Raw genomic sequence first — 21,289 nt, forward strand, 5'->3', positions numbered from 1 at the left:
CCTGGTATCGGTATCTTAGTCACTTGCTATACTTTCTGTAGCAACCTATATTGCTATGTAATTTGTAGCAACCCAAGTCGATATTGCAATGACCAAGACAGACACCTACGAAATCCGTGATGATCGGTTCAAACGCAGCATCAAACTGGATGAGCCGATCGACCAAATCTGGACAGGCGGCAAATGGACAGAAGGACCGGTGTATTCTCCGACGTTCAGATGCCTGATCTGGAGCGACATTCCCAACGATCGACGGCTCCGTTGGGACGAACTGACCGGAGCAGTCGGAGACATCCGCTCAGGCCTCGGATGCTACACGAATGGCTCAACGCTCGACCGGCAAGGGCGGATCGTGGCTTGTGAGCATGGGACGCGCAGTGTCACCCGGATTGAGCATGATGGGTCGGTTACGACTCTGGCCAGTCATTTCGAGGGAAAGCGGTTCAACAGCCCCAACGATGTTGTGGTGCGATCAGATGACACGATCTGGTTCAGTGACCCGGCCTACGGGATAGAGTCTGACTACGAAGGGTTTCAGGCAGACCCAGAGCTTGACGGTGAACATGTCTATCGTCTCGATCCGGCCACCGGCGATGTCATACAAGTGACTACTGACTTCGCCTGTCCGAACGGACTTGCATTTTCGCTAGACGAGCAAACGCTGTATATCGCTGACAGTGGTGGCACGCGTTACGCAAGCGGAGAGCATCATATCCGCGCGTTCTCCGTTAGTGCAGACGGCAAGCTCTCAGGCGGGGATGTCTTTGCTGAATGCGAAGAAGGCGTCTTTGACGGATTTCGGCTCGATACCCAAGGCCGTATCTGGACGAGCGCAAAGGACGGCGTTCATTGTTACCACCCGGATGGCACGCTGCTGGGCAAGATTTTCGTCCCAGAAGAGGTCTCGAATGTTTGCTTTGGCGGGCCGAAACGCAATCGCCTGTTCATCACCGCCTCCACAAGCGTATATGCGGTCCTCCTGCCAACAACTGGCGCTTTGCTGTTCTGATGGCAGAGACTTTTGTGCTGAAGGCCCGCACGGGCCGCGCGTTTCGTCTTGTGCAAGGCGCACAATTGAGAGTTACCAATACCTTCGGCTCTCAGGTAATCGACGCGCGAGCGTTCATGGCTGTTGACATCGATTTAACCGCGTTCTGGGCCAGCAAGGCGATACGGTATCCGTCCTGTGCAAACCGGCGGGCAACTGATGCACCGGTCCCGTCTCCGACACCTGTAATCAGACAAACTTTATCGTTCATGGCGGCTCTCCTTCTGGAAGGAGCAGCTTACTTGAAGCTGCCCTAAATCAAGGACTTCATATCGGCAGCGAAGGTCGGAAACGCATAAAGCGAGGACTTGAGATCGCTGGCTGAAATACGATGGCGCATGGCCATCGCAAAGAGATGGATCAGTTCGTCACCGTGATGCCCCAGAATATGAGCACCCAAGACTTAATCAGTACTCTTGTCGACCAAAACCTTGGACCAGGCTGCCGTTTCCGCGTAGGTCTTGGTGGAAAACCACCCCGACATATCAGAAACCGTAACTGAGACATCGAGACCCTTTTCCCGCGCTTCGGCTTCAGTCAGGCCCACGGTGCTGAGCGCCGGAACGGTGTAGACGGCGCTGGGGATCACGCTGTAATCCGGCCTTTTAGTTGGTCCATGCACGATGTTGTGACCGACAATCTGACCCTCATACGTTGCGATGGGGGAAAGTTGAGCGGAGCTGGTGACAGCATCGCCCGCAACCCAGACTGAAGAGTTGGAGGTGGACCGCATCGTATCGTCGATCAGAATGCGAAGTCCGTCATGCTCGACACCTGCGGCATCGACGTTCAGCCCGTCGATATTGGCGACGCGGCCCGCGCCGTTGACGACCCGCTCGGCCGACAGACTTCGATTTCTGCCGTCATGTTCGAATTCAACGCGCAACCCGTCGGCAGTCTTCTCGATTGCCGTCACCGATACTCCGGTTTTGACCACTACGCCGAGGCGTTCGGTTTCCGCTTGCAGAGCCGCGACGGCGTCATTGTCCATGCGTGGCAGCAGTTGCGGTAAAGCTTCAAGGATCGTCACCTGAACACCAGCCCGTGCGTAGACGTGGCTGAACTCCATGGCTAGCTTCAATAACGACGGCGGTGATATCGCCCTTTCGTTGGACGGGGACGTGTTCACCAGCGGCGACCGTTCTTATGGACAGAGTGTCCAAAGCATCGGCGCAGGTGGTGGTGAAGTTGTCATCTCAGGACTAGGTCAGGTTGATATTACGCTGGGTGCGCAGGACGGCTCGACCGGTGACGGCGGTGATGTTGACTTTGCCAATACCGGAGACGTGACCACCAGCGGCACCGGATCGCACGGGTTCGTTGTTCAGAGCATCGGTGGCGGTGGCGGCCTCGTCTCAACAGACATGGAATCCAGCCGGATCGCCGTGGATCTTTCAGCCAACAATGGCGGCGATGGTGGCGATATCGGATTTACGCAATCCGGTAATATCGTCATCACCGGTGAAAACGCGATTGGTGTTGTGGCGCAGTCGCTCGGCGGTGGCGGAGGCATGGTGGATTCGGTCTTCCGTGGATCCGCAGGCGGTGCCGGGGCCGGTGGCACCATCGACATGGCGCTGAACGGCAATATCCTGTCCGTGGGCGAAGGCGGCATCGGCGTTCTGGCCCAATCCGAGGGGCGCGACGGAGCGGGTGCAATCACACTTGACTTCGATGGCGTCGTCATGGGCGGGACCGGGCAGGTAGACGCTGTTGCGTCTGTCGTTTTGGATGGCGGCGCGAACAACGCGCTGACATTGTCCAAAGACTCAGTGCTTCTCTCCGGGAACAACCAATTGGTGAATGGCGGAGACGGCGATGAACAGATCTCGTTGGCGGGTAGAGCACTGGGTAATCTGGACCTTGGAGCGGGTACGAACGGACTGACTGTCGAGGAAGAGGGCGCCTTCTATGCCCTCGATACGGTCAATCTGGGTGATGCCGGATTGATGCAGGTCAATGGCGACTTTGTTTTGGGGGCGAACTGGGGTCTGAATACGGACATGACGCCGACCGTTAAGTCGGGTGACTTTGTCTTTACTGGAAACGTTAGCCAGACCACGAACCTGACTGGAAGCCTGGCCTTTGGTGCGACGGCATCCTCGACCTTCGACGCATATTTCCTGACAACGGGTGCATCGGGTGGCAATAGCGATCTGGTTAATGTCAGCGGTGACGCCACAATGGGCGGCACACTGACACCACAGCTCAATACGCTTCAGCGAGCTTTGCCCCTCGTCATCATCAACCCGAATGGGACAGCTGCAGATGCGGGCACCACGATTCAGGACACAGTAGTGTTGGATTACTCGATTGGCCTGAACGGTTCGACATCGGACGGCAGTTCGATTGATCTGGTGATAACTCCGGACTATTCGACCGCGAATATGAACGCGAACGAGGCGGCTGTTGGTGATTACATCAATCAGGTGCTGAACGGGCAGGGTTCGGCGGCACAGGGTGAGTTGTTTGCTCTGATCGGGAATATGACCTCCGAAGCTGACGTTATCGCGGCAATTGGTGCATTCACTGTGGCCGACTATGCCGCGGATGCGGTAGATGCCTACTACGGTACCCGGGTATTCGCAGACGCACTGCATAATTGCGAGCGTTTTACCGATTACCAAGCTGGAGACGATCCGCGTAATTGTGTCTGGTTCTCCGGAGGAAGGTCCTTCTACGACCGCGAGCAGACTGGTATCTACGATGAGTTGGACATCAACAATACCAACCTGTCTGCCGGTGTCCGTTTGCCGGTTGGGGATGAGCTCTATGCCGGTTTCGCGTTGGGTCACGACCAAATAAGCCTTCGGAATGGTTCGCAGTACAATGCGACCGGTGACCGGTTCAATCTGGGTGCTTCGCTGACAAAATACACCGGCCCGTGGGAGTTTGCGGCCATGCTGTCAGCCGGTTGGTCAGACTATGACACAGACCGGTCGGGTGGGATCAGTGGTGTGCTGCCCAACGGAAACGTGGTTAACACCGTTGGCGTCAGTTCGATCAAGCACAAGATGAACCAGCAAAACCTGCGGTTGAGTTTTGCCTATGATCACAGATTTGCCGGTGGCAGTTCCTATCTGCGACCCGAGATCGCTGTTGATGCCACCCGTCTGGCGACGGAAAGCAACGGTGATGCAACCCTTTCGGGGATCGTCCTGCAGGATGATAGCGAGATGATCTATTCCCTGACCCCATCGCTTGAGATCGGGACGGAACAGATTCTCAGCGCCTCTCAAAAACTACGCGTAAGTTTCCGCGCCGGCGCCATCATCTCATCGAACGACACAGTATCGGTACGCGCCGGTTTTGCAGGTGCAAACGCAGCCGATGGCGGGTTTGCGAATAGCAGCTTTATCGGAGACGCCCATGGGCTGGTTTCGGCGCGATTGGGGCTGTTTGCGTTGGATGACAGCAGCTTTATCAATCTGAGCCTCGACCATATGTTCGGGGACTCTACCAAGGCTCTCCAGGTTGGTCTGGGCCTCGGGCTACAATTTTAAGCAATAAGGGACAGCAGTATGAAAATATGGCTTGGCGCACTAGGGATCTCATTGGGTTTGGCACACCCTCTTGCCGCGCAAGAGAATGGCAAACTCCCGTGGTCGGTGAATTGCGGGAATCCGGGCATCGGAACCGAGCTGGTCTGTGAAATGACCCAGAGCATTGTTTTGACCGAAAACAATCAGAGGCTGACTTCTATTGCGTTTGTAAAACCTGCGGGGAAAGGTGAGACCGAAGCCGTGCTGACCTTGCCGTTTGGTCTTCTGTTTTCCGAGGGGCTGATAGCGAAAGTCGATGACGTCGAAGTTGCGCGGCTGGAGTTTCTGACTTGCGAGGCTCAAGGCTGCTTTGCCCGTTCCCCTGTCTCATCCGAATGGATGTCTGCGTTGCGGACTGGTAACCAATTGACGATCGAAAGTAAAAATACCGCAGGAGACCCGATCTCCTTTGGATTTGATCTGACGGGGTTCAGCAAGGTATCCGATCTTTTGCCATGACGGGGGAGGGTATTGCCAAGTTGTTTGAGGATGCATGACTGTGTTGCACGGATCGGTCGCTCAACGTATTCCCCGCGTTTTCTGTGACGTGAGCGACGGTCGATGCCCGACAAATTCAATGATGCCCGTCGCGACAAGTTTCCCAAAGCTAGGTACCGGGTCACGAACTGCTCGGAATACAACGAAAGTCTCCGGTGCCGAGGTGATTGTTTGACGTCAGCGCCTATGGGTCCAAATAGGGTGATTTGATAAGAGAGTGTTGTTGGCTCATCGTAACCACTGAGGAGTGGAAGATGAGGAAGACAACGAAGAGCCCGTGAGTTCAAAGAATGGAAAGATAACCCCAACAAACCGCCAATCGAACGCCCTTAGATAGCAGTGCAATGGAACTAGGTTTCTGAATCCAAGGTGGCTAGGTAAATTCATTGACCCGGCCACCTGACAGCCATTCTGGATGTTTAATCGACTCTTTGCTTTGTTTCGAGCTGCTTAATTTTCAACAAACGCCATTCAATGTCCGCTTTTGGGGAGCTGCGAGACAGCAACCAACATCCGCGCGAAGGTCCGCAATGGGCGTTTACTACTTTGGGTCGTCAGGACGAGGACGCAGCCGTTCTCTGCGGTAGCGAGCCCGTCAGTACCAACAGTTGGAAGCAGACATTCAGGATACCTATGAACTGGGGTTCAATCTGAGCTGCTGCATTGCGTCTGATGGCCAACAAAACTGGCGCGCTCGGAAGCTTCCGGATCTCGGTCAAATGTCGAATACCCTGTTTTATATGGCCGCCTTGAACCAATACTCTTTCTGGGAGTTTCGTTGGTGCCAGCCAATATGCGCGAACGAATGCCGCTAACGTTCACCGCGCCGGTAGGGTGCCATCAACGCCGCAGGTACTTCGGCTCTGCGGGCGACAAGGACGAGCGCGACGATGGAAAGCACGTAAGGCGCCATCAGGAAGAGCTGGTAGGGTACGCCTTCAATCGCAGTCTGCAGCCGCAGCTGGTATGCATCGAAGAATGAGAACAATACCGCGCCAATCAGCGCCTTGCCGGGTCGCCAGCTGGCGAAGACGACCAGCGCAATGCAAATCCAGCCACGCCCTTGAACCATACCCGGGAAAAAGCTGTTAAACGCCGTTGTCGTCAGGAAAGCCCCGCCCACCGCCATCAAAGCCGATCCGGCAACAACTGCGCCGATGCGGATGCGGATGGGGTTCAGCCCCTGTGCCTCAACCGCATGCGGGTTTTCACCGGTCATACGAATGGCCAGCCCCAAGGGTGTTCGGGCAAGAACATAAGCCATCGCAGCTACAGCAAAGAGCGCCAGGTAAGTCGGAAGGGCTTGGGAAAACAGGATCGGGCCGAGAATAGGTATGTCGGATAGCCCTGGAACGTTAAGTGGCTGAAAAGCCTCGATCGTTGGGGGAAGGTCACCCACTTCGACAAGGAGCCTGTAGAGGTAATAGGCCAAAGCGGATGCAAACAGCGTAATACCAAGCCCCGATACATGTTGCGAAAGCCCAAGTGGTACCGTCAGCATGGCATGCAGCAAGCCCATCGCCGCGCCGCAAAGGGCCGCAATCATCAGGCCCACGAGCAAAGGAGCGCCCATGTAGACGGCAAGCCAACCGCTCATCGCGCCCATAGTCATGATCCCTTCGATCCCCAGATTGAGCACGCCCGAACGTTCGCAGAGCAATGCGCCAAGAACGCCGAATATGAGTGGGGTGGCAATACGCAACACGGAAGCCCACAGGCTGGTATTCAGCAGCAGATCAATAGCATCACTCATCGGCGCACCCGGTAGGTTGTGAAAAGAAGGGCCACGATCATAGTAAGCAAACAGAGCGCTACAATCACATCAGCGATGAAACTGGGAACACCGGTTGCGCGGCTCATGGCGTCGGCCCCGACGAAGACTGTAGCAACGAAAACAGCGGCAGCAACGACCCCGGCCGGATGCAAAGCGGCGAGCATTGCGACAACGATGCCTGCATAGCCAAAACCGGGGCTCATGGTGGTCGTGACCCCTGCTGTAACACCCATGACTTCGACAGACCCGGCGAGCCCCGCCAGGGCGCCCGAAAGCAGAGCTACGCCCATGATCGTTCGGGGCAGGGATATTCCGGCAAAAGCGGCGGCACTGGCATTCAAACCTGCGGCGCGCGTTTCAGCACCAAAAACGGTACGCGCCAGGATCAGCCAAACGGCACCTGCTGCTGCGATGGCAAAAAGCAGCCCGATATGCAGACGCGTGCGCGGGATCAGATCCGGCAGACGAAAATCCCCGTCTACGGGCACAGAAGAGGGCCACCCAAAAGCCAACGGATCGCGCATCGGGCCTTCAATCATGAGGCCCACAAAAAGGATTACGATGAAGTTGAGCAGAAGGGTTGTCACCACCTCATCCACCCCGAAACGCAGGCGTAAATAGGCAGGTCCCGCCAAAAGAGCCGCGCCCGCAGCCATGCCTGCCAGCATCAAAAGTGGAATACCAATCCATCCCGGAACCCCGAGCGAATGCCCGATCCAAGCGGTGACCAGCGCACCAACAAAGAACTGTCCCTCACCTCCGATGTTCCAAAGCCGTGCACGGAAGGCGACTGCCGCAGCAAGCCCTGTGAAAATGAGCGGTGTGGCGCGGGTCAGCATCTCGGTGATCGAAAGGCGTGAGCCAAGCGCACCGGTCAGCATTTCGCCATACGCCGTGAGCGGGTTTACCCCAGCAGCGGCGATGAGACCCGCAGCCAGAAGCAATGCGATAAAGATCGCGGCCAGCGGCGCAATGACCACAAGGTACAGCGGTACATGTGTGCGTCGTTCAAGCCGCATCATCATCTTCCTTCCAGACACCCGCCATCATCAGGCCAAGGCGTTGCGGGTCAGCCTCGTCGGCGGATATGGGCTTTGACAAGCGCCCTTTAACGATGGCCTGGATCCGGTCTGACAGGGCCACGGCTTCTTCCAGTTCTTCCGAGATAAGTAGGATCGCGGCACCTTCGGCTCGTGCCGCCAAAAGCTCGGCATGAACGGCGGCAATTGCCCCTTCATCAAGGCCGCGCGTCGGCTGGTTGGCGAGCACAAAACGCGGTCCGTTGGTCAGGACCCGACCGAGGATCAGCTTTTGCATATTGCCGCCAGACAGCAACCTTGTTCGCGTGTCGGGATTGGCCCCACGGATATCAAAACGTTCAATCAGCCCTGAAGTGTACTCGCGGGCGGCACGTTGCCGGACAAAACCTCGCCGCGAAAACTCCGGTGTGCGCAGCCGTTCAAGCACTGCGTTTTCCCACAGGCTTAACTCGCCCACGACACCTTCTGCATGTCGGTCTTCCGGTACTCTGCCGGCCCCAGCGCGGATCATGCCGCGGGGCCCCAGCTGGCCGATATCTTCGTCCAGAAGTGCCAGTTGCCCGGCGCTTGGGTGAACCAATCCAGATAGCAGCCCGCCGAGCGAAGCCTGACCGTTGCCTGAAACGCCGACGATACCAAGAATCTCACCAGCGTGGACGGTGAATGACACGTCATCCAGCCGCATTTCATCGTCCTCTTCCACGCGTACATTGTTTGCAATCAAGACCGGCGCTCCAATCTCATGGTCATGGCGCACGGGCCGTTCCACTTTGCGGCCAACCATCAGTTCCGCCAGCTCACCGGGGTTGGTTTCAGAGGTTTTGCGTTCTGCAACCATCTTGCCGCCACGAAGTACGGCCACACGGTCTGAGGCAGCCATGACCTCATGCAGTTTGTGGCTGATGAAGATAAGCGAGAGACCCTCTTTCGTCATGTCGCGCAGGGTCTCGAACAGGCGCATCGCCTCGGGTCGGGCCAAAACGGCAGTGGGTTCATCCAGGATCAGTATGCGCGCGTCGCGATAGAGTGCTTTCAGAATTTCGACACGCTGGCGTTCTCCCACGGAAAGCGACCGAACCTTGGCCTCGGGGTTCACGGGCAGACCAAACCGTTCTGCGATCTGCAGCAACTTCTTGCGGGCTTCGCTGCGGGCAGAACGTGCGCGTGTCAGGGACTCGGATCCAAGCATGACGTTTTCAAGAACGGTGAGGTTGCCCGCAAGCGTGAAGTGCTGATGCACCATGCCCACACCCACCTCGATTGCTGCGCGCGGCAGGCCCGGAGGCAGCTCTTCGCCGAACACCCTGACAGTGCCTGCGTCGGCTGCGTAATGGCCAAACAGGATATTCATCAGCGTCGTCTTGCCTGCGCCGTTTTCACCCAGAAGCGCAAGGATTTCTCCCTCCGCCAGTGTCAGCGTCACATCATCATTTGCGGTAAGCGTTCCAAAACGCTTGGTGATGCCATGGAGCTCCAGAACCTTGGTCATGCGGGTAGGCCTGCGATTGGGGACGGAAAGGAAAGTGCGGGCGCGCGGGATTCGATAAGTGCACCCAGTTTTAACAGTGCGAAATCGGTGCCGGTGGGACCAATCAGTTGCACTCCGAGCGGCAGGCCGTTTGCCGTTCCACAAGGCAACGCCAAGGCAGGCAAGCCCGCTACATTGGCAAGTGCCGCGTTAGGGGCAAAGGCCTCCAGCCGCGCCATGTGTTCATCGGGGGAAGTGCCAGACAGATCCAAAGTGCCGACAACGGGCGGTGCAGACGATAGGACCGGCATCAGGATGGCATCGGCGGAATTGAAAAGCTTGCGGGAGCGATGTGTCAGGCGTGCCAGCTGTCGCGAAGACGCAAAAAGCGCGGTGGCATGTGTCGCACGACCCTCGGCGACCATGGCGGCGGCAAGTGGCGGGACCTGATCATCAGAAATTCTGAGCGCGGTCAGCCATTCAGCTAACGAAACAGCCAGTATGGTTCGGGCGATTTCATGAGCCTCAGCCCCAATCCGGTCGGGGGCACGAACATCATGCACTTCACAGCCTGCGTCGCGCAGCGCGTCGGCAGCACCTTCCGCAGCTTTGCGCTGATCAGGTCCACAACGATCCGGCAATGCCACCGCGACACGGGGACGTTTTGGGAAGTGCACCGGGGCCATTGGCCGGACTACAGCATGAAGGGCGGTCTCCACGTCGCGAACCGAGCGCGCCAAGACCAGCTCAGATGCTATGCCCATCAGGTGGTTGGCAAAATCAGGGCCTCCGGGCACCGCACCACGAGATGGCTTGAGCCCGGTCAAACCGCAACACGCAGCAGGTACTCTGATGGAGCCGGCTGCATCCGTGGCATGAGCAATGGCAACGATACCACCCGCAACCGCAGCCGCAGCGCCGCCAGATGAGCCACCGGGTGTCAACGCGGGATTCCATGGATTTCGGGTCGCAGCCATGCCATCTGGTTCGCATGTCAGGGAAAGGCCGAATGCGGGTGTTGTAGTTAAGCCAAATGGGATCAATCCAGTTTGGCGCAAATCCTGTAACAGGCGATTGTCACTTTCGGGTTTACGCGCTTGTGCTCGGATTGCTGCGGATCCTGCCGCAGCAGGTAGCCCTTTTGCGAAACCACCGAGGTCTTTCACCAAAAACGGAACCCCATGAAATGGACCGCGCTGGTCAGATGGCAATGCGTCTGCTGCCCTTGCCCCGGCGCGCGCCATGTCTTCGTCCAGAAATGCCACGGCCCCCAAATCCGACTGCGCGTGGCAGGCAGAAAGACTTGCCTCCATTACGTCAACGGCAGTGATCTGCCCTGCCGTAATGGCAGCCGCAAGAACCGTGGCATCGGTCACGTCAAAGCCCGCGGGATCAGGAGGGCTCGCTTTCGTCGATCGGAACATCCCATTCGCCGGATTGGATCGCGGCCTGTTTGGCCTCCATCGCCGGGATGGCGCCAGCAGGCACTTCATCGGCGACATAGATCAGTTCATTGCCGCCATAGGCCATGAAGGAATATTCCGTGTAGTTGCGCCCCGTTGGATTACCGGCTTGAACGTCCGCTACGATGGCCTCGATAGTAGGACCGTAATTCCAGATCGCGTTGGCAAAGACTGTACCCGGATAGCGCGGTGTATAGTCAATAAGCGAACCGATGGCCTTCACGCCCCGCGCTTGGGCGGCATCCGCGGTGCCAATGCGCTCACCGAACAGGACATCTGCGCCCGCATCGATCTGGGCAATCGCAGCTTCTTGCGCGCGGGCCGGATCAAACCATGCTCCGATAAAGCCGTTGACGAAGGTGGCCTCTGGGTTCACCTCAGTCACCCCCATTCGGAAGGCATTGATCAACAAGTTCACTTCGGGGATCGGATAACCGCCGACCGAACCAAAGACATTGCTTTCTGACATTTGGCCCGCAAGCATCCCGGCCAAATAGGCGGCTTCGTGGTTGCGGGTGCCGAAGACGCCGAAATTGTCCCCTTCCGGCCCACCGGAAGAGCCCATGAGGAAAGCGGTATCCGGGTAATCGCCCGCCACTTCGCGTGCTTCGCGTTCCACGGCGTAGGATTCGCCCCAAATGATTTGCGCACCACCTTCGGCATACTCGCGCATCGCGCGGGGATAGTCGGTCGGAGCCACACCTTCCGAGAACTCATACTCGATCAGACCAGCATCGGCGGCCTCCTGCATCGCAATGTGGATACGACTGTTCCACGCGTTTTCGACCGGAGACATATGCACGCCAGCGACTCGGGTCGCAGGTTGTGCGTTCACGCGACGGACATAAGCCGGCAGGGCCAGCGTGGCCGCAGCGCCGACCATGAGTTGACGGCGGGTTGTGGTGAGTTTCATTGGTAGATCCTCTTCTGTTGGTGGCGATTGTTCTTGTTCTTAAGCTTCCTGAGTATTGGGCCTGGGCGCGTAATCTGCGGGATCCAGGGTCGTGGGGCGGCCGGGCAACGAAAGCGCGGCCATTCGGGGTTCTGTGCGCGCCAACACCTTTCCGTTTTTGATTACGGCAAGGCGGGTGGGTTTCATGCGAACAGCTTCAATCGGATCACGCGCCTGCAGTACAACCATACTGGCAGGGCCGCCCTCGCGGATTGTCGGGTCGGGCAGGCCCATGGCTTTGGCGCCATTTTGGGTTACCGATGTGAATGCCCATTCCATCGCTTCTCGGGAAGTCATCGGTACCGCGTGCACACCCATATGGGCCACTTCCAGCATGTCGGCGGACCCGAGCGAATACCACGGGTCCATTGTGCAATCCTGCCCGAAGGCAACGTTTACGCCGGCAGCGCGCAGCTCTGGCACGCGGGTCAGGCCTCGGCGGCGCGGATAGGTGTCCGAACGCCCTTGCAGCGTGATGTTGATCAGAGGGTTGGGTACCACGTTCATACCGCTTTCTGCGATGAGCGGGATTAGCTTCGATGCATAGTAGTTGTCATAAGAATGCATCGCAGTGACGTGGCTTGCAGTTACACGGCCCCCAAGCCCAAGGCGCGTAGTCTCAAAGGCCAACGTTTCTACGTGGCGTGACATAGGATCGTCGCTTTCGTCGCAATGCAAGTCCAGCATCAGGCCGCGGTCCGCCGCTATCTTGGCCAGTCTTGTGACCGATCGTGCCCCATCCGACATCGTGCGTTCAAAATGTGGGATCCCGCCCACGACATCGACGCCCATATCGAGAGCCTGGATCAGGTTTCTCTCTGCGTTTTCTGATCGGTAAAGGCCATCTTGCGGGAATGCCACCAGTTGCAGGTCGATATAGGGGGCAACCTGTTTACGTACCTCCAAGAGCGCTTCAACACCCACCAATGGAGTGGATGAAACATCCACGTGGGAACGGATGGCCAGCAACCCCTGCGACACGGCAAGGTCGCAATAGCGCATGGCCCGCTCAATCACTGCTTCGGGTGTCAGCAGGGGCTTCAACTCACCCCAAAGCGCGATGCCCTCCAAAAGCGTGCCCGAGACATTCATGCGCGGCAACCCTAAGCTCAGGGTCGCATCCATATGGAAGTGCGGGTCCGTAAAAGGAGGGGAAACCAAGCGCCCACCTGCGTTGATCTCTTCTTGCGCGTCAGCCTTGATATCAGGCGCAATTTGCGCGACGCGGTCTCCCTTGATCGCGATATCTACCGGCCCGCTGCCATCCGGCAGGCAGGCCTGTCTGATGATTATGTCGAGCATCCATCTACCCCCAAATTTGACCGCATGGTAAAAAGTATTCTGCAAGAATGCTAATAGTTTTTGTTGCACTTCCGGATCCAGTGTTTCCGCTAGTCTCGGTGCGTGCCTATAACCAAGGCTTGTGTTGACCCTTCTTGGAAGCTGAAGCTGACATAACGATCAACTTTCGTTTTTGGGATTTTGCGTTGCAGAACTGCTAATTTTTGCAAAGGTCGGTTCACGCTGGGAATCTGTCCGTTTCAGCAGATTGCCGATCCGGACTCTTGATCCAGCGGATCCGCAGTTTTCTTGCAAGCAGAAAAATACTTCGTAACAGAATCAAAACACTGGGAAACGCGATTTCGTCAACTTCGGCTTGTAGTGTGCAAAACAACCGGCGTTAAGAAGGTGAAGATCAGTGCAGGAAATTTCGTTGCATGTGAAACAAAGCGGACATATAGTTTCGTATGCAACTAGATTCCTTCTTTCCCTATCGCCTCGCCGTGGCGTCCGAAGCGTTCTCACGAAAACTCACGGAAGTATACCAGCGCGAATTCGGGCTATCACGGGAGGAATGGCGCCTGCTTTTTCTACTTGCCAATGCCAAAAGCCTGACCTCTCTTGAACTCTCGCAACGCACCACTCTGGATAAGGTTCAAGTCAGCCGGGCCGCGCAGAGGCTTGACGATAAAGGTTTGATAACCAGAGCAATTTCCGAAGAAGATCGCCGGATAAGGGTTTATCATTGTACGCCGGAAGGCCATCGGCGTTTCGAACAGTTGCTGCCACAAGTCGATGCTTGCGCGCAAGGGATGCTGAATTCCATGTCGGCCGAGGACCGTGCAGCACTGGACCGAGGCGTGACTGCGCTGCTTAAGGCCGCGTCGGTGACATAGGTACGTAAGCCAATCTGCGCAACTCAGGCCATCTGGAGCGCTGGCTGCCGACCGGCGTAGAAATCCGCGTATTCGGTGACGCGGAAGGGCATTGCCATCTCGGCCGAGTTGACACCGTCGACCTAGAAGAGAATGAGGTCTGCCAGTGTGTTTCTCTCAGGAGGCGTCGAGTTGGTTTTCAGGTCGGGCGGCGTCGAAAGCGGGCAGGGTGAATGCGCGTTCTTCGATCTCAAGCAGACGGTCGAATGGAGCCATATCGACGCCCCAGCGATGTGCATTGTAAAGCTGCGCGACAAGGCAGATATCGGCAAGGTCCGGCTTGTCACCAAAACTGAAGGTGGTGTTAGCTGGCAAAAGCGCTTGGTAGGCATGGAAACCTTCGGTCATCCAATGCCGGAACCACTCGATCCCATCCTCAGCCGTAAGCCCGTACCGGGACTTCAGATGCGCGGTGACTCTAAGGTTGTTAACCGGATGTATGTCCATCGCGATGGTATGGGCCGCAGCCTGTACCCGCGCACGCTCGAACGGGTCTACCGGCAGGAACCTAGGTTCGGGTATAGTGGCGTCGAGATAATCGATGATCGCAAGTGATTGGGTGAATACACGACCGTCCTCAAGGATCAGCGTAGGGACGCCCTTCCCGGGGTTCAACGCGACATAGTCCGGCGCGCGTTGTTCTCCGGCAACAAGGTTGACCGGAACTGTTTCATAGGAAACACCCTTGAGATTCAGTGCGATCCGGACCCGGAAAGAGGTCGTCGAGCGCCAATAGCCGTATAGTTTCATGACTTCCTTGTTTTGTGGTAAACCGTCTCGGATTTTGCCAAAGATAGGTTCCCGCGCCGGAAACCCATCCGGCACGGGACGCCCGTCAGGCAGACTTGTTGAGTTCTTTGGCATGCAGCCAATCGGCATGTTTCGGAGCTTTCTTGGTCTTCGACCACTCGTCCAACATAAGCCATTTCACTTCGTCCATGCGCTCCAGCAGCGCTTCTTCTTCCGGGTCCGGGCAGGCCAGTTCGATACGATGGCCGGAAGGATCAAAGAAGTAGATAGAGTGGAAAATCGAATGGTCGGTCACGCCGAGTACTTCGACGCCATTAGCTTCCAGATGGTCCTTGAACTGAAGCAGCGTTTCACGATCCTTCACCTTGAAGGCGATGTGCTGCACCCAGATAGGGGTATTGGGATCCCGGCCCATTTCCGGCTTCGTGGGTAGCTCGAAGAAGGCCAGAACGTTCCCATTCCCGGCGTCCAAAAACAGATGCATGTAGGGGTCCGGCTCATGCGTCGATGGGACGTGATCTTCGGCGATGGCCAGGATGAAGTCCATGTTCAGCATTTTTCCATACCATTCGACCGTCTCTTTTGCGTCTTTGCAGCGGTAAGCGACGTGATGGATCTTCTCGATTTTCATCGATTTCTCCTTTCCGAGGGTGCAGTTTTCAAGGCCAAGGCAACGTACGGTCGCCTCAGGCGGTCACATCAACCCCACCAGCCAGAGTGACAGGGAGGGTACAAGGATGAGCAGGGTCAGCCGCAGGATGTCTGCGATCCAGAATGGCAGTACGCCGCGAAAGATCGTTCCAAGTGAGACATCTTGCAACACGCCCTTTAGCACGAAGACATTCATACCGACCGGGGGTGTGATCAGGCTAATTTCAGTGGCCACAACAACGACAATGGCGAACCAGATCAGGGCGTTTTCGGGATCGAGCAGGAGTTCATTGGCAAACTCAAGCTCAAACATCAGCGGGTAAAAGACCGGCACTGTTAGCAAGATCATCGACAGGCTTTCAAGCACACAACCAAGCACCATGTAGGTCAGCATGATGAACACGATGACTGCCCAGACAGGCAATTCATTGTCGACAACAAAGCCTGATAGGGCATCCGGCAGTCCGGCGTAGTTTATGAAGTTGGTGAACAGCTCGGCACCTATGATCACAGCAAAGATCATGGCAGTAGCCCGGATCGAATCCAGCGTAGCTGCGAAAAAGCTGCGCCAGGTCATCGTCCTGAGAGCAATGGCGATCAGGATCGAAGCACCTGCACCCATTCCGGCCGCCTCAGTTGGTGTGAAGAAGCCGCCATAAATGCCAACCATGATGAAGAGAAAAAGGCCCAGCACACAGATGACGCCTATGACGTCAGCCCGGCTCATCGGTTCGGTGTTTTCCTCCTCCGGAGCCAGAGAAGGGTTCAACCGTACCGCAACCATGACCGCGCCAAGATAAAACAGCACACCAATGATACCTGGCACAATTCCCGCGATAAAAAGCTTGGCAATATTGGTTTCGGTCAGCAGGCCGTAGATGATCAGGATCACCGACGGCGGGATCAAAATGCCCAGTGTCCCACCCGCGGCGATAGAGCCTGTCGCCAGCCGGTCATCATAGCCAAAACGACGCATTGAAGGCATGGCAACTTTTGACATCGTGGCAGCAGTGGCCAAGGACGAGCCACACACCGCAGAGAACCCGCCGCAAGAAAAGACCGAAGCCATGGCAAGTCCGCCGCGCAGCCTGCCAAAAAGCCGATCGGCACCGGCAAACAGCCCGTGTGCCACGCCTGAGCCGGCCAACACGTTGCCCATGAAGATGAACAGGGGGATGACCGAAAGGGAGTAAGACAAAGAAGTGTCAAAGGCCACTTGCCCTGTCATAGCCCAGGCAGGCTCCCAACCACGCATATAGGCAAATCCAAAGCCGCCTACGGCCGCCATTGCGAAGGCGATGGGCACGCGCAGTAGAATAAGTCCCAGAAGGATCGCAAAGCCGATCAGTGATTCAATCATGGGGCGCCCTCTAGGTGATCTTGATCGGTGTCGTGTTCGATGGGCGGTTGTAGTCCGCGCAGGAATGCGATGAACGCCGAAATCATGCAGGAGACCCCAGCCAGATAGCCGAATGGCGCCAGTGGAATCTCCAGCGCGTTGGTCACCGCGCCGTCATGGGCGGCCTTGGCCGCATGGGTGAAAAGCCGCCAGGCAAAGGTGGCCAACAGGGCCGCAGAGAACAGGCCTGCAAACGCAGACAAAAGACGTTGCGTTTTGCGTCCAAGCGCCAGATTCAGCAGGTCGACCTCGACATGTTCGCGGCGCTCTGTCGTCAGTGGTAAGGCCAGGAAAACAAGCGCTGCCAGGAGTATTTCAGTGAGTTCAAAGGCGCCGGAAAGCGGTGCGTTGAACAGGTAACGCCCAACCACATCGACACAGGTGATGAGGACGAGGCTGAACAGGATCAGTGCGGCCCCGACACCCAGAGATCTGTCGAGCAGCAACCCGATGTCCAGCCCCTCATCAGGGGGCTGGTCGGGGAAACGATGGCGAAGCCGCTCCATGGATCAGAAGTCCACGCCAGCTTGTTTGCGCATTTCTTCCAGTGCCGCCGTGCCGTCGTAGCCGTCCGCCGAGATGGCTTCGGACCACGCTGTTTCTGCATCTGCTGCCTGTGATTTGATCGCATCAACGACTTCGCCTGGCGCTTCGTAGATTTCGATCCCGGCCTTTTCGGCCGCGGCGCTGCCTTTCTCGTCTGCGCCGACCCAAGCTTCGCCAACAAGTGCGGCAAAGGCTTCACCGGAAATCGCCTCGATGGCTGCCTGATCCTCTTCAGAGATCTCGTTCCATTTGTCTTCGTTCATGACCATGAACCAAGTGGTGTTGTAGATGCCGCCGGGGACTTGCATCGTGTACTTGACGTCCTCGGTCAGCTTGAACGCAGCCAGAGCATCGTAGGGGAACGTCACGCCATCGATTACGCCGCGCGAAAGCTTTTCATACACCTCACCCGAAGACATGAAGAGCGTTGTGGAGCCGAGACCAGACATCAGGTCTGAGATGTAGCCACCAGGAACGCGGATCTTGAGACCCGAGAAATCGTCTGTCTTTTCGATCTTACGAACATTGTTGTGCAACATGCCGGGGCCATGCACGAAGAGCCCCAGAAGCTTGGTGCCCTCATGTTCTTTCTGCGCCTCCAGCGGGCCGGAATAGACATTCCAGAATGCTTTGGAACCAGCAACGGCATCGTCACCAATGAACGAGAACTGACCGATCCGAGAGCGGGTGAAACGGTCATCTGTGGTAAAGGAATGCAAGCCATAGGTGATGTCAGCGATACCTTCAGCAGCCATGTCGTAATGTGCCGGGGGCGGGCCCATGGGCTTTGCAAGCACACGTACAGTCACACGGCCATCGGTGACTTCCTCCACTTGCTTGGCCCAGGGTTTGATTGCCTCGACTACGATCGGATGGCGCGGCGGCAGCCAGCTCGAAAGCGCCAGTTTGGTCTCTGCCACGGTAGTCGTTGCGATAGACATTGCAGCGGTTGCAATGCCGGCGAGCAGCAGGGTGTTGCCCTTCAGTTTGATATTCATGGTATCCTCCCTTGGATTATGTGATGTCGGCGGCATTGAGCGCCTGGCTCAGGACGTTCCGGTCGCCTATGTGGTTAGCCAGGATCAGAATTAACCTTGCGTTGATTATATCGCTCTCGGCCTTGGTCTTGCCTTCATGCGTTGCCAGCAGGTCGGCGTAGAAGTCGTCGGTTCGGTCGATATTCGGTGTCAGGGTCAGATCGCTCATTGGCTTACTTCCTTACCGGCCGCACGGCGCAAGGCGGTGCGCATCAGGGTTTCGTTGTATTCCGCTCGGCGGGCAGCGACATGCTGATCTGGGCGGATTAGGTAGACCGCCGAACTGGCTTCGCCGAGATAGCGCTTCCTGAGCTGACCGGTCGGGTCGTCGCGGGTCGAAAGAGCGAAGCGGCGTGCCGTGATCCCGTCCTCTTCCAGAATTTCAGGTGCTTCTGCATCGATTGTCAAAAGGATGAACTCATCGCCCAGCTTCGACAACAGGTATTCATCGCCCAGCGGTGCATCGGGGCAGGGGGCGCCGGGCTGCGTCCTTTCGGGGCCGCCTGACAGCGCGTCGGCCGAATTTAGGCAGGATTCACTGTAGACGCAGGGAACCGACAGCCGACCAGAGTTGACCATCGGTCGTGCGAACTCATACGTTCCGCTCAGGCTGAGCACAGCGTCGCGAAATATCCGGCTGGTTTCTGATTTCGGCGTGATGAAATCGGTGGACCGTGTAGAATTCAGGATGTTTTCGTCTGCGCCATGAACCCGTTCGGTATCGTAGGTATCAAGCAGTCTCTGAGGCGCTTTGCCTTGAATAACCAGCCCTAGCTTCCAGCCAAGATTGTCCACGTCCTGCATGCCGGAATTGGCACCACGCGCACCAAAGGGCGAGACCTGGTGCGCCGCATCACCAGCAAAAAACACCCGCCCCGAGCGGAAACTGTCCATTCGCTTGCACTGGAAGGTGTAGATAGAGGACCAGACCATTTCATAGTCCACATCCCCCAGCATCGCATCCAAACGGCGACGGATATTCTCTTCTTTAAGTTCTTCTTTGCGGTCAACATCCCAGCCGATCTGGAAGTCGATCCGCCAGACATCATCAGGTTGCTTGTGCAACAAAGCTGAGGCGCCAGAGCCGTGGGTCGGTTCAAACCAGAACCAGCGTTCGGTGGGGAAGTTAAGATCGCCTTTCAATTTGATATCGGCGATCAGGAAGCTGTCCTGAAAGACGCGACCGCTGAAATCGAGATCAAGCATCCCGCGCAATGGTGAATTGGCACCGTCGCAACCGACAAGCCAGTCTGTTTCAAGCGTGTAAGGCCCATCCGGTGTCATCACCTTCAGGGTGACGTGATCGTCGTGTACTTCGATCGCGTCCACACGGTTCTTGCCACGCAACTGGATCGGGGCACCCTTGTCCTGCAGCTCGCGCAGGCGATCGATCATGTATTGCTCGAAATATGGCTGCTGTAGATTGATGAAGGCGGGGTATTTATGTCCGTCTTCCGGCAGCAGGTTAAATTCGAACACCTTGTCATCGCGATGGAATACCTTACCGAGGTTCCAGACAACGCCTTTTTTGAGCATTGGTTCGCCGCAGCCATAGCGGTCGGCCACTTCCAGACAGCGCTTTGCGAAACAAATCGCCCGACTGCCCATGCCGATCCCCTCATGATCATCAAGCACAACCACAGGAATACCCTGGCGGCCGAGGTCCAGCGCGGTCGCCACTCCGATCGGCCCGCCGCCCATGACCACAACCGGGTGACGCACCGGCGCATCAGTATCCTGATCGGGTGATTTCTCGTATGGGTAGCTCTTGTAGGCGAGCGTGTAACGGTCATCAAACATTGGAAAATCCCCTCCCTTCAGGCGTTCAGCCTTGCAGTTGCTCCCACATTTCCAGATCCCGCTGCGCCGTCCAGATACGTGGCGTGTCGATGCCGCGGGCTTCGTCATAGGCGCGCGCAACATTGAACGGCAGGCAGTGTTCGTAGATCGCGTAATCAGCGAATTTCGGGTCGCACGCGTTACGTACAGCGTCCCAGGCATCTTTTAGGCTGCCGCCGCTAGCGGCGACACGAGCGGCCGGGCGATAGGTGCTTTCGACAAAATCCCGGGTGGACTCGATTGCTGCTTCAACCATGTCTTTTCCCAGCAAAGCATCACCGCGGCCGGGCGCAATAGCATCGACGTCAAATGCTGCGATATTGTCCAGAGTACCACCCCAATCGTTGAAATGGCCGTCGCCGCAATAGCAGGCAGAGTGGTACTCGACGATGTCACCGGTAAACATGACGTTCTGGTCGGGGACGTGAATGACGATGTCCCCGGCAGTATGAGCGCGACCAAGATGCATAAGATCGACGCGTCGGTTGCCGAGGTAGACGCTCATGCGATCCTTGAAGGTCGTGGTGGGCCAGGTCAGTCCGGGAATGCTTTCATGGCCTTCGAACAGACGTGGAAAACGCTGAAACTCACTGTCCCAATCTTCCTGACCGCGTTCGACAACCTGCGCTCGGGTTGTTTCGGACATGAGAACCTGATCTGCGCCATATGCTGAAGCGCCCAGAACACGAACCGCGTGATAGTGAGTTAGCGCCAGATGCGCGATCGGTTTGTCGGTAACTTCTCTGACTTTCTCAATTACCTTGCCAGCCAGACGTGGCGTGGCCTGCGCCTCAACAATCATGACACTATCATCGCCGATGATCACGCCGGAATTGGGATCACCTTCAGCAGTAAAGGCCCAGAGCCCTTCACCCACTTCGGTGAAGCTAATCGTCTTTTCACCCAAATCTCCCTGAGATGCGAATGCCTTAGCCATTGTGTTCTCCCGAAGTATGTCGCTCGCGTGACTCGTTTTGTTTCATTTGCAACGAATATCGTTACATATGAAACTAAAGTCAATGCCGTTTCCTTTGGAGTTACGTGTTTGAACTATTGTTGCTGAGTG

At 56.8% G+C, this 21,289-nt stretch carries 19 protein-coding genes and 1 pseudogene; 4 read left to right on the top strand and 16 right to left on the bottom strand.

Annotated features, from left to right (window positions below):
- Positions 1–88 precede the first annotated feature (88 nt).
- A complete protein-coding gene (locus DS906_RS00345) occupies positions 89–1,009 on the top strand; it encodes an SMP-30/gluconolactonase/LRE family protein (protein ID WP_113788290.1) in 921 nt (306 codons plus the stop codon).
- A 91-nt stretch (positions 1,010–1,100) separates the two neighbouring features.
- On the opposite strand, the gene DS906_RS22360 is transcribed toward DS906_RS00345, so the two are convergent.
- Both DS906_RS22360 and DS906_RS00360 read right to left on the bottom strand, forming a co-directional pair.
- On the bottom strand, positions 1,101–1,259 hold the full coding sequence (locus tag DS906_RS22360) for a hypothetical protein (RefSeq protein ID WP_233494632.1): 159 nt from the start codon (positions 1,257–1,259) through the stop codon (positions 1,101–1,103).
- Between the two features lie 42 nt (positions 1,260–1,301).
- Positions 1,302–2,117, bottom strand: a pseudogene (locus DS906_RS00360) (FAD-dependent oxidoreductase).
- On the opposite strand from DS906_RS00360, the gene DS906_RS00365 reads away from it, so the two are divergent.
- Positions 2,116–4,551 (top strand): autotransporter outer membrane beta-barrel domain-containing protein, encoded by a 2,436-nt coding sequence (locus DS906_RS00365; RefSeq protein ID WP_113788294.1) that lies wholly within the window; start codon positions 2,116–2,118, stop codon positions 4,549–4,551. The pseudogene DS906_RS00360 and the gene DS906_RS00365 overlap by 2 nt on opposite strands.
- 18 nt (positions 4,552–4,569) lie before the next feature.
- Entirely contained in the window at positions 4,570–5,049 is a 480-nt protein-coding gene (locus tag DS906_RS00370; RefSeq protein WP_113788295.1) for an invasion associated locus B family protein, read from the top strand.
- Positions 5,050–5,899: 850 nt separating this feature from the next.
- Here DS906_RS00370 and DS906_RS00375 read toward each other — a convergent pair.
- The 6 genes from DS906_RS00375 to DS906_RS00400 are packed head-to-tail and all read right to left on the bottom strand — an operon-like array spanning position 5,900 to position 13,087.
- Positions 5,900–6,841: an ABC transporter permease gene (locus tag DS906_RS00375; protein ID WP_113788296.1), complete on the bottom strand. Its 942-nt coding sequence runs from the start codon at positions 6,839–6,841 to the stop codon at positions 5,900–5,902.
- On the bottom strand, positions 6,838–7,881 hold the full coding sequence (locus DS906_RS00380; protein ID WP_113788297.1) for an ABC transporter permease: 1,044 nt from the start codon (positions 7,879–7,881) through the stop codon (positions 6,838–6,840). The genes DS906_RS00375 and DS906_RS00380 overlap by 4 nt, the downstream gene beginning before the upstream one ends.
- Positions 7,871–9,391: an ABC transporter ATP-binding protein gene (locus DS906_RS00385; protein ID WP_113788298.1), complete on the bottom strand. Its 1,521-nt coding sequence runs from the start codon at positions 9,389–9,391 to the stop codon at positions 7,871–7,873. The genes DS906_RS00380 and DS906_RS00385 overlap by 11 nt, the downstream gene beginning before the upstream one ends.
- Positions 9,388–10,794: an amidase gene (locus DS906_RS00390; RefSeq protein ID WP_158541252.1), complete on the bottom strand. Its 1,407-nt coding sequence runs from the start codon at positions 10,792–10,794 to the stop codon at positions 9,388–9,390. Before DS906_RS00390 ends, DS906_RS00385 begins: the two co-directional genes overlap by 4 nt.
- A complete protein-coding gene (locus tag DS906_RS00395; protein WP_113788300.1) occupies positions 10,763–11,746 on the bottom strand; it encodes a BMP family protein in 984 nt (327 codons plus the stop codon). Before DS906_RS00395 ends, DS906_RS00390 begins: the two co-directional genes overlap by 32 nt.
- 39 nt (positions 11,747–11,785) lie before the next feature.
- Positions 11,786–13,087: an amidohydrolase family protein gene (locus DS906_RS00400; RefSeq protein ID WP_113788301.1), complete on the bottom strand. Its 1,302-nt coding sequence runs from the start codon at positions 13,085–13,087 to the stop codon at positions 11,786–11,788.
- 446 nt (positions 13,088–13,533) lie between these two features.
- On the opposite strand from DS906_RS00400, the gene DS906_RS00405 reads away from it, so the two are divergent.
- Positions 13,534–13,962 carry a MarR family winged helix-turn-helix transcriptional regulator gene (locus DS906_RS00405; protein WP_113788302.1) on the top strand — a complete coding sequence of 143 codons (429 nt, stop codon included), beginning with the start codon at positions 13,534–13,536 and terminating at the stop codon, positions 13,960–13,962.
- A gap of 156 nt (positions 13,963–14,118) precedes the next feature.
- Here DS906_RS00405 and maiA read toward each other — a convergent pair whose 3' ends face one another.
- The 8 genes from maiA to DS906_RS00445 form a co-directional block, all read right to left on the bottom strand.
- On the bottom strand, positions 14,119–14,751 hold the full coding sequence (gene maiA, locus DS906_RS00410) for a maleylacetoacetate isomerase (protein ID WP_113788394.1): 633 nt from the start codon (positions 14,749–14,751) through the stop codon (positions 14,119–14,121).
- An 85-nt stretch (positions 14,752–14,836) separates the two neighbouring features.
- Positions 14,837–15,382 (bottom strand): VOC family protein, encoded by a 546-nt coding sequence (locus tag DS906_RS00415; protein ID WP_058274548.1) that lies wholly within the window; start codon positions 15,380–15,382, stop codon positions 14,837–14,839.
- 63 nt (positions 15,383–15,445) lie between these two features.
- Positions 15,446–16,762 carry a TRAP transporter large permease gene (locus DS906_RS00420; RefSeq protein WP_058278629.1) on the bottom strand — a complete coding sequence of 439 codons (1,317 nt, stop codon included), beginning with the start codon at positions 16,760–16,762 and terminating at the stop codon, positions 15,446–15,448.
- A complete protein-coding gene (locus DS906_RS00425) occupies positions 16,759–17,307 on the bottom strand; it encodes a TRAP transporter small permease (protein WP_113788303.1) in 549 nt (182 codons plus the stop codon). Before DS906_RS00425 ends, DS906_RS00420 begins: the two co-directional genes overlap by 4 nt.
- A 3-nt stretch (positions 17,308–17,310) precedes the next feature.
- Positions 17,311–18,345 (bottom strand): TRAP transporter substrate-binding protein, encoded by a 1,035-nt coding sequence (locus DS906_RS00430; protein WP_113788304.1) that lies wholly within the window; start codon positions 18,343–18,345, stop codon positions 17,311–17,313.
- A 16-nt stretch (positions 18,346–18,361) separates the two neighbouring features.
- A complete protein-coding gene (locus tag DS906_RS00435; protein ID WP_113788305.1) occupies positions 18,362–18,553 on the bottom strand; it encodes a DUF2783 domain-containing protein in 192 nt (63 codons plus the stop codon).
- Positions 18,550–20,184 (bottom strand): FAD-dependent oxidoreductase, encoded by a 1,635-nt coding sequence (locus tag DS906_RS00440; protein WP_113788306.1) that lies wholly within the window; start codon positions 20,182–20,184, stop codon positions 18,550–18,552. Before DS906_RS00440 ends, DS906_RS00435 begins: the two co-directional genes overlap by 4 nt.
- A gap of 25 nt (positions 20,185–20,209) precedes the next feature.
- A complete protein-coding gene (locus DS906_RS00445) occupies positions 20,210–21,160 on the bottom strand; it encodes an MBL fold metallo-hydrolase (protein ID WP_113788307.1) in 951 nt (316 codons plus the stop codon).
- Between the last annotated feature and the right edge of the window lie 129 nt (positions 21,161–21,289).

This window comes from Ruegeria sp. A3M17, assembly GCF_003318255.1.
Lineage (GTDB): Bacteria > Pseudomonadota > Alphaproteobacteria > Rhodobacterales > Rhodobacteraceae > Ruegeria.

Excerpts from the sequence above, each read along its gene's own strand:
- DS906_RS00345 (WP_113788290.1), top strand. The coding sequence starts at position 89 with ATGACCAAGACAGACACCTACGAAATCCGTGATGATCGGTTCAAACGC.
- DS906_RS22360 (WP_233494632.1), bottom strand. The coding sequence starts at position 1,259 with ATGAACGATAAAGTTTGTCTGATTACAGGTGTCGGAGACGGGACCGGT.
- DS906_RS00365 (WP_113788294.1), top strand. The coding sequence starts at position 2,116 with ATGGCTAGCTTCAATAACGACGGCGGTGATATCGCCCTTTCGTTGGAC.
- DS906_RS00370 (WP_113788295.1), top strand. The coding sequence starts at position 4,570 with ATGAAAATATGGCTTGGCGCACTAGGGATCTCATTGGGTTTGGCACAC.
- DS906_RS00375 (WP_113788296.1), bottom strand. The coding sequence starts at position 6,841 with ATGAGTGATGCTATTGATCTGCTGCTGAATACCAGCCTGTGGGCTTCC.
- DS906_RS00380 (WP_113788297.1), bottom strand. The coding sequence starts at position 7,881 with ATGCGGCTTGAACGACGCACACATGTACCGCTGTACCTTGTGGTCATT.
- DS906_RS00385 (WP_113788298.1), bottom strand. The coding sequence starts at position 9,391 with ATGACCAAGGTTCTGGAGCTCCATGGCATCACCAAGCGTTTTGGAACG.
- DS906_RS00390 (WP_158541252.1), bottom strand. The coding sequence starts at position 10,794 with ATGTTCCGATCGACGAAAGCGAGCCCTCCTGATCCCGCGGGCTTTGAC.
- DS906_RS00395 (WP_113788300.1), bottom strand. The coding sequence starts at position 11,746 with ATGAAACTCACCACAACCCGCCGTCAACTCATGGTCGGCGCTGCGGCC.
- DS906_RS00400 (WP_113788301.1), bottom strand. The coding sequence starts at position 13,087 with ATGCTCGACATAATCATCAGACAGGCCTGCCTGCCGGATGGCAGCGGG.
- DS906_RS00405 (WP_113788302.1), top strand. The coding sequence starts at position 13,534 with ATGCAACTAGATTCCTTCTTTCCCTATCGCCTCGCCGTGGCGTCCGAA.
- maiA (WP_113788394.1), bottom strand. The coding sequence starts at position 14,751 with ATGAAACTATACGGCTATTGGCGCTCGACGACCTCTTTCCGGGTCCGG.
- DS906_RS00415 (WP_058274548.1), bottom strand. The coding sequence starts at position 15,382 with ATGAAAATCGAGAAGATCCATCACGTCGCTTACCGCTGCAAAGACGCA.
- DS906_RS00420 (WP_058278629.1), bottom strand. The coding sequence starts at position 16,762 with ATGATTGAATCACTGATCGGCTTTGCGATCCTTCTGGGACTTATTCTA.
- DS906_RS00425 (WP_113788303.1), bottom strand. The coding sequence starts at position 17,307 with ATGGAGCGGCTTCGCCATCGTTTCCCCGACCAGCCCCCTGATGAGGGG.
- DS906_RS00430 (WP_113788304.1), bottom strand. The coding sequence starts at position 18,345 with ATGAATATCAAACTGAAGGGCAACACCCTGCTGCTCGCCGGCATTGCA.
- DS906_RS00435 (WP_113788305.1), bottom strand. The coding sequence starts at position 18,553 with ATGAGCGATCTGACCCTGACACCGAATATCGACCGAACCGACGACTTC.
- DS906_RS00440 (WP_113788306.1), bottom strand. The coding sequence starts at position 20,184 with ATGTTTGATGACCGTTACACGCTCGCCTACAAGAGCTACCCATACGAG.
- DS906_RS00445 (WP_113788307.1), bottom strand. The coding sequence starts at position 21,160 with ATGGCTAAGGCATTCGCATCTCAGGGAGATTTGGGTGAAAAGACGATT.